Origin of the sequence: Streptomyces sp. Ru73 (assembly GCF_002920575.1) — a bacterium.
In the GTDB taxonomy this organism is placed as follows: Bacteria; Actinomycetota; Actinomycetes; order Streptomycetales; family Streptomycetaceae; genus Streptomyces.
On record NZ_PQSQ01000007.1, the window covers coordinates 99,910 to 114,863 of the forward strand.

General features: G+C 70.4%; 12 protein-coding genes. 8 read left to right on the plus strand and 4 right to left on the minus strand.

From position 1 onward, the window contains the following. Positions 1 to 55: 55 nt before the first annotated feature. Positions 56 to 1,129 (minus strand): C45 family peptidase, encoded by a 1,074-nt coding sequence (locus tag C3486_RS05325; protein WP_103831390.1) that lies wholly within the window; start codon positions 1,127 to 1,129, stop codon positions 56 to 58. Between the two features lie 206 nt (positions 1,130 to 1,335). On the opposite strand from C3486_RS05325, the gene C3486_RS05330 reads away from it, so the two are divergent. Continuing rightward, positions 1,336 to 2,364: a LacI family DNA-binding transcriptional regulator gene (locus C3486_RS05330; protein WP_103831391.1), complete on the plus strand. Its 1,029-nt coding sequence runs from the start codon at positions 1,336 to 1,338 to the stop codon at positions 2,362 to 2,364. A 58-nt stretch (positions 2,365 to 2,422) separates the two neighbouring features. On the opposite strand, the gene C3486_RS05335 is transcribed toward C3486_RS05330, so the two are convergent. Next, entirely contained in the window at positions 2,423 to 3,961 is a 1,539-nt protein-coding gene (locus C3486_RS05335) for an ABC transporter substrate-binding protein (RefSeq protein ID WP_103831392.1), read from the minus strand. 119 nt (positions 3,962 to 4,080) lie between these two features. Continuing rightward, the gene (locus tag C3486_RS05340) at positions 4,081 to 6,192 is read right to left on the minus strand and encodes a hypothetical protein (RefSeq protein WP_146074963.1); all 2,112 of its coding nucleotides are present in this window, start codon (positions 6,190 to 6,192) and stop codon (positions 4,081 to 4,083) included. Positions 6,193 to 7,018: 826 nt separating this feature from the next. On the opposite strand from C3486_RS05340, the gene C3486_RS36900 reads away from it, so the two are divergent. The 3 genes from C3486_RS36900 to C3486_RS05355 all read left to right on the plus strand — a co-directional run bounded on the left by C3486_RS36900 (position 7,019) and on the right by C3486_RS05355 (position 8,686). Further along, positions 7,019 to 7,285: an FxLYD domain-containing protein gene (locus C3486_RS36900; RefSeq protein ID WP_146074964.1), complete on the plus strand. Its 267-nt coding sequence runs from the start codon at positions 7,019 to 7,021 to the stop codon at positions 7,283 to 7,285. Between the two features lie 14 nt (positions 7,286 to 7,299). Then, positions 7,300 to 7,665, plus strand: coding sequence for a hypothetical protein (locus C3486_RS05350; protein ID WP_146074965.1), 366 nt, complete (start codon positions 7,300 to 7,302; stop codon positions 7,663 to 7,665). Positions 7,666 to 8,026: 361 nt separating this feature from the next. Then, complete coding sequence (locus C3486_RS05355; RefSeq protein ID WP_103831396.1) at positions 8,027 to 8,686, plus strand: ankyrin repeat domain-containing protein; 660 nt, start codon at positions 8,027 to 8,029, stop codon at positions 8,684 to 8,686. A 238-nt stretch (positions 8,687 to 8,924) separates the two neighbouring features. On the opposite strand, the gene C3486_RS05360 is transcribed toward C3486_RS05355, so the two are convergent. Then, positions 8,925 to 9,593, minus strand: coding sequence for a GntR family transcriptional regulator (locus C3486_RS05360; protein ID WP_103831397.1), 669 nt, complete (start codon positions 9,591 to 9,593; stop codon positions 8,925 to 8,927). A gap of 157 nt (positions 9,594 to 9,750) precedes the next feature. Between C3486_RS05360 and C3486_RS05365 the strand changes: the two genes are divergently transcribed. From C3486_RS05365 to C3486_RS05380, 4 genes are all read left to right on the plus strand, one after another. Then, positions 9,751 to 11,079: an MFS transporter gene (locus C3486_RS05365; RefSeq protein ID WP_103831398.1), complete on the plus strand. Its 1,329-nt coding sequence runs from the start codon at positions 9,751 to 9,753 to the stop codon at positions 11,077 to 11,079. Between the two features lie 101 nt (positions 11,080 to 11,180). Beyond that, the gene (locus tag C3486_RS05370; RefSeq protein ID WP_103831399.1) at positions 11,181 to 12,377 is read left to right on the plus strand and encodes an aspartate/glutamate racemase family protein; all 1,197 of its coding nucleotides are present in this window, start codon (positions 11,181 to 11,183) and stop codon (positions 12,375 to 12,377) included. Between the two features lie 38 nt (positions 12,378 to 12,415). Beyond that, positions 12,416 to 13,321 carry a polysaccharide deacetylase gene (locus C3486_RS05375; RefSeq protein WP_103831400.1) on the plus strand — a complete coding sequence of 302 codons (906 nt, stop codon included), beginning with the start codon at positions 12,416 to 12,418 and terminating at the stop codon, positions 13,319 to 13,321. A 314-nt stretch (positions 13,322 to 13,635) separates the two neighbouring features. Then, positions 13,636 to 14,946 carry a DUF1266 domain-containing protein gene (locus tag C3486_RS05380; protein WP_103831401.1) on the plus strand — a complete coding sequence of 437 codons (1,311 nt, stop codon included), beginning with the start codon at positions 13,636 to 13,638 and terminating at the stop codon, positions 14,944 to 14,946. Positions 14,947 to 14,954: the final 8 nt, after the last annotated feature.

Here is a 14,954-nt window from a genome sequence, read left to right on the forward strand (position 1 = left end):
CTTCGGGGGAGGGGAAGGCGGGGGCGAGGTCCGGCCGGTCGGTGGCCGGTGAGGGTCAGAAGCGCGCGAGGCCGCGCTTCGCGGTTTCGTCCGGCGTGCCGGCCAGGTAGTCGATCGCGCACCGGCCGACGTCGAGACCGATGGTGAGGAGCGTGCCCCACTGCTCGTGCGGCGCCTTCGCCGCGTCCGGCCGCATGCAGACCACCGCGTCGGCGCCGGCGTCACCGCACAGCGCCTTCGCCCGCTCGGCCGGCGCCAGCCCCGGCATCGCGGCGCGGACCGTACGCAGATGTGCGTGGCGTTCCGCGGTCGAGGAGTCGGCCGGGCAGACGTCACCGGCGCCCAGCCCGGCGTCGAGGAAGTGGTTGGTGTGCAGCAGCCAGCCCTGCGCGTCGGCCGGGACCACCGCGAGCCCGGCGGGGGAGAGCTCGAGGCTCGCCGCACCGCCGCCGCGGGTGACGACGGTGAGCGAGGTCGACGCGCTGACCTGCGCCGATGACGCCACCGCCAGCGCCTCGTCGAGGGTGTCAGCGGCATCGAGGATGCGGCGCGCGATCGCGTGCACGGGGACCCCGCCGCCGGTACCTGACGCACCGTCGGAGGCGTGGAAGAGGATGTTGAAGTGCACGCCGAGCCCGGCACTGTTCACCCCGATCTTCCCCGCGGCACCGAACTCGGTGAAGAGCTTCACCGTACGTCCCGCGCGCGGGCTCAGCTCGTGCAGCAGCGCCTCGGGCACGAGCAGGTCGTGCCAGTCCCAGGTCTGCACCGTCTCCGGCACGGCCCCGACGGGTGCGAACACCGCGGTCGAGCACTCGCCCGCACCGGCCGGCGGACAGGTGGCGAGGATTTCGGTACGGGCGCCGACCGCGGCCACCTGCCAGCGCTCGATGTCTGCCGCGTCGGCGCAGGCGTCCGACTCCTCGGCCAGGCCAGGCGCCCACGCCCGCAGGGCCGCATGGCTGCGTTCGGCGAGCTCGCGGACCCGTTCCGCCGGGACGCCGAGCACCGCGAAGTGGTCCAGGTACAGCTGCGCGACGCGCCGGACCTGGGCGCCGAACCGGGTGCCGAGCAGCGCTCCGCGCTCCCGCGGGTCGACCGTCACGGTCTTGAGGGTGTGCAGTTCCACGTGTGTCCTTCCAGGCTGCAGGCGCGCGGACGTACGCGGTCCCGCCGATTGCACGGCGTACGCGGTGTCCGCGTCCTGCGCGGGGTGATGAGTGGGCGCCCGGTGCCGCTGCCCACGAGTGGGGCGCGGCGCGGATCACGCTAGGAAGGTAAAACGTTTTATACAATGCCCGGCGGACATATTCGTTGCGGACTTCGGGCGGCGCCATGGCACGCACGCGGGGCATCACCATCAAGGACGTCGCGCGCAGAGCAGGTGTTTCGATCACCGCGGTCTCGCACGCCCTCAACGACAAGGGCACGCTGAGCGCGGCCACCCGGGAGCACATCCGCGGTGTCGCGGACGAGATGGGCTACACGGCCGACGCACTCGCCCGCGGCCTGCGCAGCTCCACGATGGGGGCGGTCGGCCTGGTGCTCCGCTCCCTGGACGCGCTGGGCGACTACGCCCCGGCCGGCGTGGACGTCTTCGAGCGGTTCGTGGGCGCGGCCGCCTCACAGGCCCTGGCCCGCGGCCTGAGCCTGATGCTCGTACCGGACCTGACGCGGGTGCCGGTACCGCCGCTGACCTTCTCCATGGACGGCTACATCGTCACCAACCCGCACGTCGACGACCCGGTCATCGCCCTGCTGGAACAGCGCGGCATCCGGTACGTGACGTACGGCGGCGTCCCCGGCCGGCCGGACTTCCGGCACTGGGCCTCCGAGGACGACGCGGCCTCCGCGCGCCTGGTCCTCTCCCACCTGCAGGCCGCCGGCGCCCGCAGCATCGCCCTCGTACGCGGCACCGACCCCAACGCCTGGAACCTCGACCACCAGGACGTCTACCTGCAGTGGTGCGCCGAGCGGCACGTCCCGCCCCGGCTCTACGAACTGCCCGAACGCGCGGGTGTCGACGGGGGTGCGGCCCTGGCCGGGCGGATCGTCGACGACGGTGTGCCGGAGGCCGTCTTCTGCCTCACCGGGCGGCACGCGGCCGGAGTGCAGCAGGGGCTGATGGCACGAGGGGTCCGGGTGCCGGAGCACACGATGGTGGCGGCCGGTTCCGACTCGGAGCACGCACGCAACAGCCGGCCGGCGATCTCCGCGCTGGAGCTGAACCCGGTCGAGAGCGCGGGCGCCCTGCTGGACCTCCTGCAGGCCCTCATCGCAGGGGAGGACACCGTCGCGCCCCGGCGCACCAAGGCCCGCTTCCGGCCGCGCGCGTCGACCCGGCGGCAGCCTGCTGCGCGCTGACGGCGTACGGCGGCCCCCTTCCCGGCGGACGGGAACGGGGCCGCACCGGCACAGGGCCTCACTCGGGGGTGTACGGACCGCCGTCGCCGGTGCCGCTGGAGGTGACGCCGACGGTCCGCGTCTCGCCGTTGCTGGCGATTTCTATGATGGGAATGGCCTTGTTCTTGGGGCTGCCGTTGTTCTGCAGCGAGATCCAGCCGCTGGCCCCGGGAATCGCGTTGGTGCCGTTGAGCGTGGTCAGCATCTGCAGCACGGCATCGCGCTTGATCTCCTGGTGGGAGTTCTCCAGGGGAACGGCCTTCCTGATCGTGGTGACGGCGGTGAGGACGGCGTCGTACCCCATGATGGCCTGCCCGTCGTCCAGGCTGTCGTCCTTGAACGTCGTGGTGAAGGTGCCGCCCGCCTGGAAGGGCACGATGGCGTTCTTGACGAAGTACTGCGGCGCCTTCGCCCAGGCCCCGGGGTGGGCGAGCCCGGTGAACAGGAGCTTGATGTTCCCGTTCTGCAGCGCCTGTTTGACGTCGTTGAAGCCGGCCGACTGCGCGGCCTGTGACACATCGTCACCCGACAGAACGGTGATCTGGTCGGCCTTGCACTGCCGGTTGGCGAGCGGCGCGAGGAAGTCCGGCAGATCGCGGCCGCGGCCGGCGAAGTAGACGATGCCGGGATGTCCCAGGCACAGATTGGCCATCTGGTTGCTGAAGTAGGTGGCGAGCTGGGACTTGGAGGAGTCGAACTGCATCGGCTCCGGAGCGACGAGCCGGTCCTTCGGCAGCTCCGCACCGAACCTGGCAGCGAGCGTCTTGGTGTAGAGGTCGTCCTTGTTGGCGTCCTGGACGATGAGCACCTTGCTCCGGCGGTACTTCTTCGAATCGAGGAACTGTACGGCGGCGGCCGCCTCGTCGGCGTTCGGCGCGGCGACCCGCACCAGACCGTCGGACTTCTCCAGCTCGTCGGAGGTGATGACGGAACCGAAGGCCGCGATGTCCAGCCTGCTCAGCTCGGAGATCATCGCCTTGGTGTCCTTGAGGCTGGTGCCGAGTCCGGCGGCCGCGACGATGCGGTCGGTGTCCCGGCGTGCCTTGACCTGGCCGAGGGTGTAGTCGCGGTGCGCCTTCTCGTCCCCGGTGTCACCGAGCAGGAGTCTGATCCGGGGAGTGTGACCGTGGCCCCGGCGGTGGTTCACCTCGTACTGAGCGGTGTACGCCCCCTCCAGCTCATGGCGTACGGACTCGGGGGTGTTGCTGTCCCCCCTCCCCGGGTCCATGCCCACGAGGTACACGACGCTGACGTAGGGCGTGCCGTCCGGCTCGGCGGCTTCGCGGGCGACCCACCGGTTCTCCTTCTCGATGCTGCGGGACACCTCGCGCAGGTCCTCGGTGAAGGCAAAGCTGCCGTCGGTGAGACCGACACACCGCGTCCCGCCCGCGGCCTCGAACTTCTTCACGCCCTCGGCGCAGTCGGTGGGTTCGGGCCGCAGGAAGAACAGGGTGCCCCCGCCGACGAGGAGCAGGGCGGCGATCACGGCGGCGACGTACCGCCACCGCGGAACGGGGGGAGTGTCGTCGGGCCGGTCCTGTACGTGCGTCGTCGCCATCGTGCTGTCGTCTCCTGTCTCGGCCGGTGGACGCTGTCAGGGCCGGGGCTCGTACCTCACTGGTCGGGGTCGTGGTCCGTACCTCACGTGGGCAGTGCCGTGGTGCGTACCTCGCGCTGTCACGGCCGTGGTTCGTACCGCTCGGCCTCTCTGAGGAGCCCGGCGGCACCGCTGTGAGGCAGGGCGGCAAGTGTGTGGAACATGGCTGCGATGGTGGAGTTGAGTTCGGGAGTGGTGTGCGCCACGCGGTTGCGCGGATCGGCGGCCAGCCACAGGGCGGTCACGAGCATGGTCAGCGCCCAGTGCGTGACGAAGGCTTCGGGCGCCAGGTCCCTGGCCAGTTCGCGGACCCGGCCGGAGGGCGAGGAGTCCCGCTCTCCGCCCTGCCGCGGGGCCACCGGGAGGAGCATGGGCGCGGCGGTGATGGCGTACAGCTCGTACAGCCACTCGTCGGTGCTGGGCAGCCGCGTGAACTGCGCGGCGAGGTGGGCGACCACCTGATCCAGGTCGTTGAGGGCCAGCGAGTGGTAGAGGGCGTCGAGCCGGTGCCGCCGGTTCTGCGGTTCGCGCCGGTGCCAGTCGCGCAGGGCCGTGTGGATGGTGACCCAGCCCGAGGGGCCCTCCGGGTCGTGCCGGGCCAGCGCCTGGAGCAGTACGAGCCGCAGCCACGGATGGAGCACACCGGTCGGCTCGCTCTCCTCCGGGGCCCGGCAGTGCTCCAGGTAACCACTGCCCTGGCCGCCTCGGGTGTTGGCGTCCTCGGGGACCGGCGGAACCAGCCAGAGCCGGGCGTCGATGTCCCTGCGCAGCGTGTCCTTGGTGAGCTGGTCGTACTCCTCCAGGAGTCCGGCGTCCACGGCGGAGTCGAAGGTGCGCCCGGCGGAGCAGACCACGAGCGCCGCCCGCTGACCCTCGGTCAGATCGCACAGCAGGTACTGGCGGGCCGCCTCGTCCAGCGCCGCGTGCTCCCCCGCATCCGCCGAACTCCCCGTGCCGCTGCCCGCGGTTGTGCCGTCCGCGCGGGGGAGCGGTGGAGAGTGCTCGAGGATGTGGCGCAGCTCGGCGGCCCCGCCACCGCGCTCGACCACGATCGCGTACGTGGTGTCCAGCAGGCACCGCGCGCTCCAGGGATGCCCGTAGGAGAGACGGTGGATCAGCGGTGTCGCGTGGACCACGGCGGACGCCGCCTGCTCGGCCAGCGTGGCGACCTCGGGCTCGGTGAGGTCACGCAGCTGGACCGGATACCACCGCCACTTGGTGGTCGACGCGGGACGCGGAATGCTCTCCTGCCAGTCGGCGTACGAGGCCTGTTCCGGGGTGCGGATGCGCAGCTCGGCCGGGGAGCCCGGCGCGTACGGGGCGGGCACGCTGAGCGCGTTGGCCGCGGTCGCGACGACGAGCAGCGGATCGCCTTCCACGCCCGACGACGCGTTCACCTCACGGATGCGTACCAGCAGGTCGAGGAAGGTACGGCCCTGCGGCGCATCGATGTTGTCCAGCAGCACGACACACTCCTTGTCGCGCTGATGCCGGGCGTAGTGATCACGCAGATCCGCCAGGAACGCACCGCACAGCAGCCGGTCGACCTCCGCCACGTCCGCCGGCGCCTCGCTCCCGGCCAGCTCGTTGAGCTTCATGAGCGCGTCGACCGGCCGGTTCGGGCTGTCGTTGTACCAGGTCAGCCCGGTACGCCACATCACGGTGACGGGCAGCTTGGGCAGGCTGAACTGGACGAGCTTCAGCACGAGGTCGAGGCCGGGCAGCTGCACCACGTTCAGGTCCTGCAGGAGCCCGACCCCCTCGATGACCCCGTTGGCCCTCTCGTAGACCTCGGTGCTCTCCTTCGCCTGCCGCAGGGCCCGCTTCAGCTCGGCCCGTGCGCGCCGCGCGTCCGCGCTGTCGAGCGTGAGGCCGGCGCGCACCACGAGCAGCCCGAGCGCCAGCCGGGGGAAGTGGACGGCGGGCTGGCGGGGCAGGCGGTAGGACAGGCCGAGGGCGAGCCGGGCCGCGACCTCATGCGGCCGCTTGGGCACGGCCGAGGCGAAGTCGTAGAAGGCATTGGGCCTGTTGGAGGCCAGATACCCCAGCCACCGCAGCGTGGTCGTCTTGCCGCTGCCCCGCCTGCCGAGCAGCGTGAGGACGGGCAGCTCCCGGTCACCCTGCCCGCGCGCCCGGCACTCGTTGAACAGACGGACGATGTCCTTGACGCCCTGCGGGCGTTCCGTCGGCACGGCCAATCTGTCACCCTCCCCCTAGTGCCCGAAACCAGCCCCACCGCCCCGCGCCCGCCCCGCCTCCCCACCACGCGCCCCGGCCTCGCCCTTCACCCACGCACTCCTGACATAATCCCACGAAGTCCTGGGGCGGGAGAGGTACTTGGGGTCCTTTTTATCGGCTGCTGGGTCAGTGGGCTGTTGCCGACCGGCCGGGCATGAGGGCGGCTCGGGGCTGGGCGGTTCGCTCAGGCTGGGCCGATGGCCGCTCTGCATCCCCCTCACAGCCGGGGGAGCGACGCGACGCCACGTGGTGCGTGCCACGAGATAGCCGGTTCCCGCCGTGGCACGACACGGATAGAGGGCCGCGGTCAAGCACCCGCGCCACGTGCCGCGGTCCGCAGGTAGGACTCCTCGCCTCTCATGAGTCCTGCCCGGCCTCCTCGTCACCATCAGCAAACCACCCCACAGGCAGCCTGTCGGAAAGACGCGGTTGCAGCCCTGCGCGAAGACCGACCTCCAGTGCCCGTTAGGTGTCCGACATCTGGTCTGCGGCGGAATGATCACGACATAGTCACACCTCTACCCATCGCTCCGTCCGGCTCGTACGGTTACTCCCTCATCTGGTGTGTTCCGTGGGGGGATCATGCGTATAAGATTTGCTGCCGTCGGTGTGGCGGCCGGGGTGTTCGTACTGACCGGCTGCATGCTGCCGAGCACATCCGGCTCCCGGTACACGGCGCACAGGGCCACGCCGTCCCACTCCGCTACGCCGAGCACCGAGGCACCTTCGCCCTCGGCCACGCCGGAGCCTTCCGCGACCGAGGCCGGTGCTGAGGGGGACGTGAAGATCGACTCATGTGCGGTCGATCCGCTGACCGGGTGGCCGGCCGCGAAGGTGACGATCACGAACCGCACCGACCAGGAGTCGAACTACATGGCCACCATTGAGTTCGTCGAGGCGGACGGTACGCGGGTCGGTACGGGGCTGGCCGCGGAGAACAACCTCAAGGCGGGGCAGAAGGCGCGGACGACAGCCCAAGGTCTGCAGAAGGCCGGCACGGGCATGCGGTGCAAGATCGCATCGGTGACGCGCTACCCGTCGCCCTGAGACAGGGGTAAAGCGTGGACGCAGCGCCGCTGAGACATGTGGACGCTCTCTGGGCGGCCGCCCGCTCGATCGAAGTGGCCCCTCGGCACCATGAGGCGAGCGGCCGGTCGGTCATGGTGGGGAGCGCTGAGGAGATCGCCGAGGTGGCCGGTCTCCTGGAGGTCGATCTCACGGCCGCCCCCCTCACCTGCATGTGCCCCGGCGATGTGAGCTTCACGGTGCGAGGTGAACGAGGTGCGGTCTTGGGCGTCCTGACACATCACGCGGGCGGCGGGCTGGATTGGAGTCGCTGGTCCGGCCAGCTCCCGCTCCTGCGGCTGGGAGAGCTGACCGCCTGGTTGACCGAGCGTGACGTGGTCGTTCCGAACCCGCGGCAGTAGCCCCAGCGCGCGCTGATCACAGAACCGCGTAACCGGGGCTCTGCGGGGCTACGCCCCAAAGGCCGGTGTCAGCGGCCAGGTACAAGCGGCATCTTGTCGCAGAGATCACCGCTCGGGCTCCTCCACGACGCAGGTCCGGGTGAGGATGCGGACGGCATAGTTTCGACCCGAGCCCAGGCCCCGCTGGGCGGACGCTGCGTGCGTGCACTCCCGTCGTCTTGTACGCCGGGCCATAAATTCCTTCCGACTCTGCTGCACTGGCTGCGACTGGGCCTGCCGGATGGCACGGCTCCCGTCGCCCGGTGTTTCCGGCGCTGCCGGACCGCCGTGGTGTCGCGGCCAAGGCGGCTAGCGTGTATGAATGATCAGCATGGAATGGGATGGCCTCACCGACCGCGAGCGCTTCGGCGAGTGGTACCGGGAGAAGCGGGACCGTTTCTCGGACATGGCCAGGGACGCCGACTGGGACGGCCTTTTCGAGGAGTTGGAGAGGCAACCGGGATGGGTCAACCTCCCCCGGCCCGGGAACCGTACCGGCTTTGCCCCGCTGCACCAGGCGGCCTGGCATGGCGCGGATTTCGCCGTCGTCTCCCGGCTGATCGCGCACGGTGCCTGGCGTACGCAGCGCACCCGGGACGGGCGGCGCGCGGTGGACATCGCACGGGCGGAGGGGCACACGCATTTGCTGGATCTCTTGGAGCCGGTCGTGGTGCGGCGGCTTCCCTCTCCTGCACAGGCACTGGAGCATCACTTCCATGCACTGTTGCGGGAGCGGACCGGCCGCTGCTTCGAGGAGATCGAGCACCTGTTGCCGCCGCTCGAGCCGTTGACGGAGGGGCTGAATATGAAGATCTTCTTCCCTGTGGTCGGCATGATGGGCGGCTTCACCTACGGCATCGAGGGGGAAGTGGTGCATGTGCACGGCCACTCGCGGATGGACGCGGACGACGGGGACCACTACCGCGTGACTCCCGAGGGCTGGTTCAGAATCGAGCACAAGCGCGTGCCGCCATCCCCGTGAACCAGCCTGTAAGTGCGTTGCAGGCGGCGAGGGGCAACGGACCGGCGACCGGGCACCGCGGCCCTGTGTCTGCCCGAAGACACCACCAGGTATGACCCAGGAGGGGAGCAGGGTGATGTCGCGGCGCGCACGTCGAAGTCCCATGTGAAGCGTGCGCAGGCCCTCGGGCGAAGGCCCTGGCCGGCCACCAGCGGCATTGCGGTGGTGAACCGGCCTACGAACGTGGGCCCGCCCCGCCCTACCCCCCGAACAGCATCCGCAGCGCCACGTCCCGGTAGTGCCGTACGTGGCTCAATGAGGCGGCGGCTGCGGCCTCGGCGTCGTGTGCGGCGATGGCCTCGTGGAGCTGGCGGTGCTCTTCCCACAGGGTGCCCGGCTCGTCGATCTGCTGGAAGAGCCAGCGCAGCCGGCCCTCCAGGGGTTCCACGGTGGTGGCCAGCAGCTCGTTGTCGGCGAGTTCCATGATCTGGTGGTGGAAGGCGGCGTTGGCGCGCGAGATGCGTTCCGGTTTGCCGGAGAGGGTGGCGCGGCGGGCGTTCTCCAGCAGGCGGGCCAGCGTGGCGAGCCCGTCGGCGTCGGCGCGTTCGGCGGCTCGCCGGACGGCCAGGACCTCCAGCGCCTCGCGCAGGTCGAAGAGGTTCTCCACGTCCTTGCGGTCATGGCTCTTGACGACGATGCGGCGCGGCGAGGCGGCGGTGAGGAAACCCTCGCTGAGCAGGATGCGGATGGCCTCGCGCACCGGCACCCGGGAGACGCCGAACTCCTCGGCCAGGTCCCGTTCGACGAGCCGGTCGCCCGGTGCCAGGCGCCCGGTGATGATGCGGTCGCGCAGGTCCTCGCAGACCTGATCGCGCAACCATGCCGTCCCCGTGAGAGAGGCGGCGGGTTGCGTGGTGTTCCGGCTCATGAGCCCCTCCTAAGTCCTCATTACGGTATACCAAACCCTTGACGGCCCTCTGAGGCGTCCCCATCATTTGGTATGCCATAGCGCGGAACGCCGAGGTCGTGCGCGTGGTGAAGCTACCTGAACTGCTGTACCCCGCCATGCCGAATCGAGGGTCACCATGAGTTCACCCGCGGCCGGACGGGCCGCCGTTTCCCCCGGCAGAGAGACCCGCGAAGGCCGGCCCAGCCGGGTCCGCTGGAAGATGTTCCTGCTCCTCCTCGGGGTCGTCGCACTCAACTACATCGACCGCGGTTCGGTCTCCGTCGCCCTGCCCCTCATCACCGATGACCTGGGGCTGAGCAAGGAAACCACCGGTTTCGTGCTGAGCGCGTTCTTCTGGACGTACGCCCTGATGCAGATCCCCGCCGGCTGGCTCATCGACCGGTTCGGCCCGCGCGTCATGGCCTCCGGCGCCTGCGTCGGCTGGGGCCTCGCCCAGGCCGCCACCGCCGCCTCCACCGGGGCGGGCTCGCTGCTCGGCTACCGGCTGCTGCTCGGCGTCGTGGAAGCACCGGTGATGCCCGCGGGCGGCAAGCTCAACGCCCAGTGGCTGCCCGCCAAGGAGCGCGGCCGCGGCGCCGTGCTCCTGGACGGCGGCGCCCCGCTCGGCGCTGCCCTCGGCGGCATCATCATCTCCGCCCTCATCGCCTGGACCGGCAGCTGGCGGATCAGTTTCGTCATCGCGGGCGTCGCCACCGTGGCTGTGGGCCTCCTCGCCCACTGGTACATCCGCAACACCCCGCGCGCCCACCCCGGCGTCAATGAGGCGGAAGCCGCGTACATCGAGCGCGCACACGCCGAGGAGGACGCCGAGGCGCCCGGCAGCGACGAACGCGCCGGTCTGCGTCCCTACCTCAAGCACCGCTCGTTCTGGGCGATGTGCCTGGGCTGGATGGGCTTCAACGGCGTCTTCTACGGCCTGCTCACCTGGGGCCCGCTCTATCTCTCCGAATCCAAGGGCTTCGACATCAAGACCATCGGCTGGTCGACCCTGGCCATCTTCGGCTCGGGCTTCGCCGGCGAACTCATCGGCGGCTGGCTCGCCGACCACTGGCGGTCCAGGGGCGCGGGCGCCAACAAGGTCATGCGTACGCTCATGGGGGTCGCCGGAGCCGCGGTCGTCGCCGGACTGCTCGGTGTGGTACTCGTCCCCGACGCCCTGACCGCCGTACTCCTGCTGTCCGGTGTGTTGTTCTTCCTCCGCTGGGCGGGCCTCTTCTGGTCGCTGCCGTCCATCCTCGGCGGGCGCGCCAACGCCGGCGTCGTGGGCGGTGCCATGAACCTCGCCGGAAACATCGCGGGCATCGTCACCCCCATCGCCGTCGGCTTCATCGTCGGCGGCACCGGCTCCTACACCTGGGCGCTCCTCTACTTCGTCGGCGCCGGAGTCCTCTTCACCGCCTCGTCCCTCGCCCTCGACTACAGCAGGAGGCCGGCCGTCCGATGACTTCCCGTCAGGCGCACACAGCGGCAAGCAGGAGTGCAGCAGTACGCACGAGCACAGCAGGACGCTTGAGCACGGCAGGACGCTTGAGCACGGCAGGACGCATGAGCACGGCAGGACGCATGAGCAGGGCGGTACGCATCGGGATGCTCACCCCGTCCTCCAACACCTGTCTGGAGCCGGTCACTTACGATCTGCTGCACGACAGCGGCGCGGCCACCGCGCACTTCGCGCGCGTCCCCGTCACCCGGATCGCGCTCGATTCGGGCTCGGACGCCCAGTTCGATCCCGCACCCATGCTCGCCGCGGCCCGGCAGCTCGCCGACGCACGCGTCGACGTCATCGCGTGGAACGGCACCTCAGGCTCCTGGCTCGGCGTCGACCGCGACCGCGGGCTGTGCGAGGCGATCACCGCGGAGACCGGCATCCCCGCCACCACCTCCACACTCGCGCTCCTCGACGCGTGTGCCGCGTACGGTGTGACCCGACTCGGGCTCGCCCTGCCGTACACGGCGGAGGTCGCCGAGCGGATCGTGCAGACGTACGCTAAGGAAAGCATCGCCTGCGAGCTCGCCGAACCGCTCGGCATCAGCGAGAACGAGGCTTTCGCCCGCGTCCCGCAGCCCGAGGTCGCCCGGCAGATCGAGGCCGCGGCCGGGAACGTGCGCGCGGACAAACACGCGGCCGTGCACGCCGTAGCCGTCGTCTGCACCAATGTGTACGGCGCCCGCCCCGCCGCCGACCTCGAACCGGCCCTGGGAATACCGGTGTTCGACTCGGTCGCCGCCACCCTGTGGCAGGCCCTCGACCTGGCGGGTGCCCACCCTGCGCTGACCGGTCACGGCGACCTGTTGCGCTCCGGCAGCCTGCGCGCCCGTTTCCAGGAAACCCTCACCGAGCTGCTCGCCGCCACCGGAGCCGACCGCACCACCTTCCGGGTGGACCTGCCCGCACGCGGACTGCACGTGAACCTCACCGCGGGCGAGGCGCTGGGGGAGGGCGTACGGTCCATCCGCCGCGACGCCTCCCTCGACCAGCGCCGCCTCAACACCGTGGAGTGGCTGGAACGCCACCGCGCCCCACTGGTCCAGTCCCACTTCCGCGCCGACCCGCGTCCGCCGCAGGCGCTCATCGACGTGTACGGAGTCAACGCCCAGCTGCTGGCGCCCGTGGAACGCGACGGTGCCATGGCCGGCTGGGTCTCCGTACACAGCATGACCGAACGCGACTGGACCGGCCGCGACACGGCGGCCGTGGCCGACGCCGTAGCCCGTCTGCAGACCGCCCTCGACACCCACTGACCCACCGGCCACTCGCCGAGACGACAGAAGGACAGCACATGACCAAGGACATCAAGATCGCACTCGGTGTGGACGTGGATGCCGTCGCCGGCTGGCTCGGCTCCTACGGGGGCGAGGACTCCCCGAACGACATCCAGCGCGGCGTCTTCGCCGGCGAGATCGGCACCCCGCGCCTGCTCAAGCTCTTCGAGCGGCACGGCATCCGTACCTCCTGGTTCATACCGGGGCACTCCATCGAGACGTTCCCCAAGCAGACCGAGATGATCGTCGCGGCGGGCCACGAGATCGGCGCGCACGGCTACTCGCACGAGAACCCCATCGCGATGACGCCGCAGCAGGAGGAGGACGTCCTCGCCAAGAGCGTCGAACTCATCGAGTCCTGGACCGGCCGCAAGCCGCGCGGCTACGTCGCCCCGTGGTGGGAGATGTCCGCCCACACCGCGGCCCTGCTCCACAAGTACGGCTTCTCCTACGACCACTCCCAGAACTACCGGGACTTCACCCCCTTCTACGCCCGCGTCGGCGACAGCTGGACGAAGATCGACTACACCGCCGACGCCAAGGACTGGATGAAGCCCCTCGTGCACGGTCACGAAGTGGACCTGGTCGAGTTCTGCGGCAACTGGTACGTCGACGACCTGCCGCCCATGATGTTCAACAAGCACAGCCACAACAGCCACGGCTACGTCAGCCCGCGCGCCCTGGAACAGGACTGGAAGGACCAGTTCGACTGGGTGCACCGGGAGTTGGACTACGCCGTCATCCCCATCACCCTCCACCCAGACGTCAGCGGCCGCCCCCAGGTCCTGCTGATGCTGGAGCGCTTCATCGCCTACGTCTCCGGCCACGAGGGCGTCAGCTTCTGCACCCTGGAGGACGCGGCCGACGACTTCCGCCGCCGCTTCCCCTTCGAGGGCGAGGAACGCCCGGCCGACATGCGATAACGCACGCGGGAAGCGGTGCAGGGTACGCCGTCCCGGCTAGCGGGCCCGACCAGGCCCAACCGCGGCGAGCGGTTTCTGTCACCACGTTGCCCCCTTCGCGTATGAGCGTGGTGACAGCGAAGGTGACCGGACGCCCGGCCCAGTCCTCGCACTCCGCGGCGAAGGGACCGTGCAGTCCCGTTCCCTCAGGACCGGCGCCGCCTGCTCCCGTGCTCTGGCCCTGGCGTGTGCCGCCTCCGGCAGGCAGATGGGGAGCAGGTGGCGCCGGCCGCCTGCGCGGCTGCTCGTCATAGGTGATCGATAAGCTTCCGTTCATGGCATGGACGAACGGGGAGGGTGCCGCGCCGGCCGCAGCCTGGTCCGGCGCGCACGGCGGGCCACAAGGGCTACCGGCACAGGGCACGGGCTGGCAGGCGCCCAGCGGGATCGAGCAGCAGCTGTACGACGCGAAGCTGCGGGGGGACTGGGGCGCGTACTTCGATGTGCTGGCGCGTTCGTATCTGTACTTCGCCGAGTCTCGTGCGTGGGTCGACGCACACCCCGGACGGGTGCACTTCAGCCCGTACTGGGATCCCCGGCTGCAGGCGCGGTGCCTCGCCTTGTACACCGAGGGCATGCTGCCCGCTCCCGATGGAGGGGATCTGGTCTTCCATTCCGATCCTCTGGAGTGGTTCGCCGAGACCTGGCACGAGGGCCGTGGGCAGTGGATGGCCATCAACCCCGGCAGCCCCTGCGAGGCGTACTTCCCCACCGCATCCGAAAACCGCGCACTGTGGCTGCGGCACACCGCACCGGTGGTCGGCTCACCCGACCGCGAGCGCGCGCTGCGCGGTCTGTCGGTGGGCGGGCCTCTCCAGGGCGCGGTGGCCTTCGGGCTGGCCTGCGGAGCGCACCTGATGGTCAACAATCGCCAGCTGTGGAACTCACTGGCCTTCCACGGGATGGGGTACGCGGCCGAACAGCGGAGCCTTTCGCGATGGTGGGGCATCACCGACCGAGCGGGCTGGCTGGACGCACAAAACCGGCTGCTGCGCGCCGACATGGTCAGCGCCGTCTGGGAGTGCGCACTCAGCATCCGGCGCTCCCTCGCGCTGGACTTCGCCGGGCCGGTGGAGGTCGACCACTGGAAACAGGTGGCCGCACGCACTATCCGGCGCAACGCCGAGGCACGCGCCGCCGCGGTCCGCATCAGCCCCGAGGGCGTGACCCAGGCCGAGCCGGTCGACGAAGCCGACGTGGCGGCCGAGATCGCGGGCGTGCAGCGGCTGATCGGGCGGATCGCCCGGTACGAGGCCCGGTTCCGGGCGGACGGGCTGCTGGCCGAGGGCCGCTTTGTGCGCACAGTGGAAGCCTGGGACTTCGGGCGGGCCTCATGCATGGCCCGCTGGGGTGTGGCCGCTCGCTTCTGCACACTGGACGAGGCGGAACACGCCGTAGTCCAGGCGGGCCGCGCGGTGGCCGCCAACTACCGCTCCTGGGAGGACTTCTCCGCCGCCTTCATCCTCGGACGCTGCCTGCACTTCGACGAGGAGGACTTCGGGAGTTGGTACGAGGACATGGTCACCGTGCACCGCATTCTCACCACCGACCCCGCCAGCCCCTGGCTGAACATCCCCTGGCGCTGATGCGCGTA

Coding starts and splice junctions, on each gene's coding strand:
- C3486_RS05360 (WP_103831397.1), bottom strand. CDS start 9,593: ATGAGCCGGAACACCACGCAACCCGCCGCCTCTCTCACGGGGACGGCA.
- C3486_RS05330 (WP_103831391.1), top strand. CDS start 1,336: ATGGCACGCACGCGGGGCATCACCATCAAGGACGTCGCGCGCAGAGCA.
- C3486_RS05335 (WP_103831392.1), bottom strand. CDS start 3,961: ATGGCGACGACGCACGTACAGGACCGGCCCGACGACACTCCCCCCGTT.
- C3486_RS05375 (WP_103831400.1), top strand. CDS start 12,416: ATGACCAAGGACATCAAGATCGCACTCGGTGTGGACGTGGATGCCGTC.
- C3486_RS05380 (WP_103831401.1), top strand. CDS start 13,636: ATGGCATGGACGAACGGGGAGGGTGCCGCGCCGGCCGCAGCCTGGTCC.
- C3486_RS05370 (WP_103831399.1), top strand. CDS start 11,181: ATGAGCACGGCAGGACGCATGAGCAGGGCGGTACGCATCGGGATGCTC.
- C3486_RS05365 (WP_103831398.1), top strand. CDS start 9,751: ATGAGTTCACCCGCGGCCGGACGGGCCGCCGTTTCCCCCGGCAGAGAG.
- C3486_RS05355 (WP_103831396.1), top strand. CDS start 8,027: ATGATCAGCATGGAATGGGATGGCCTCACCGACCGCGAGCGCTTCGGC.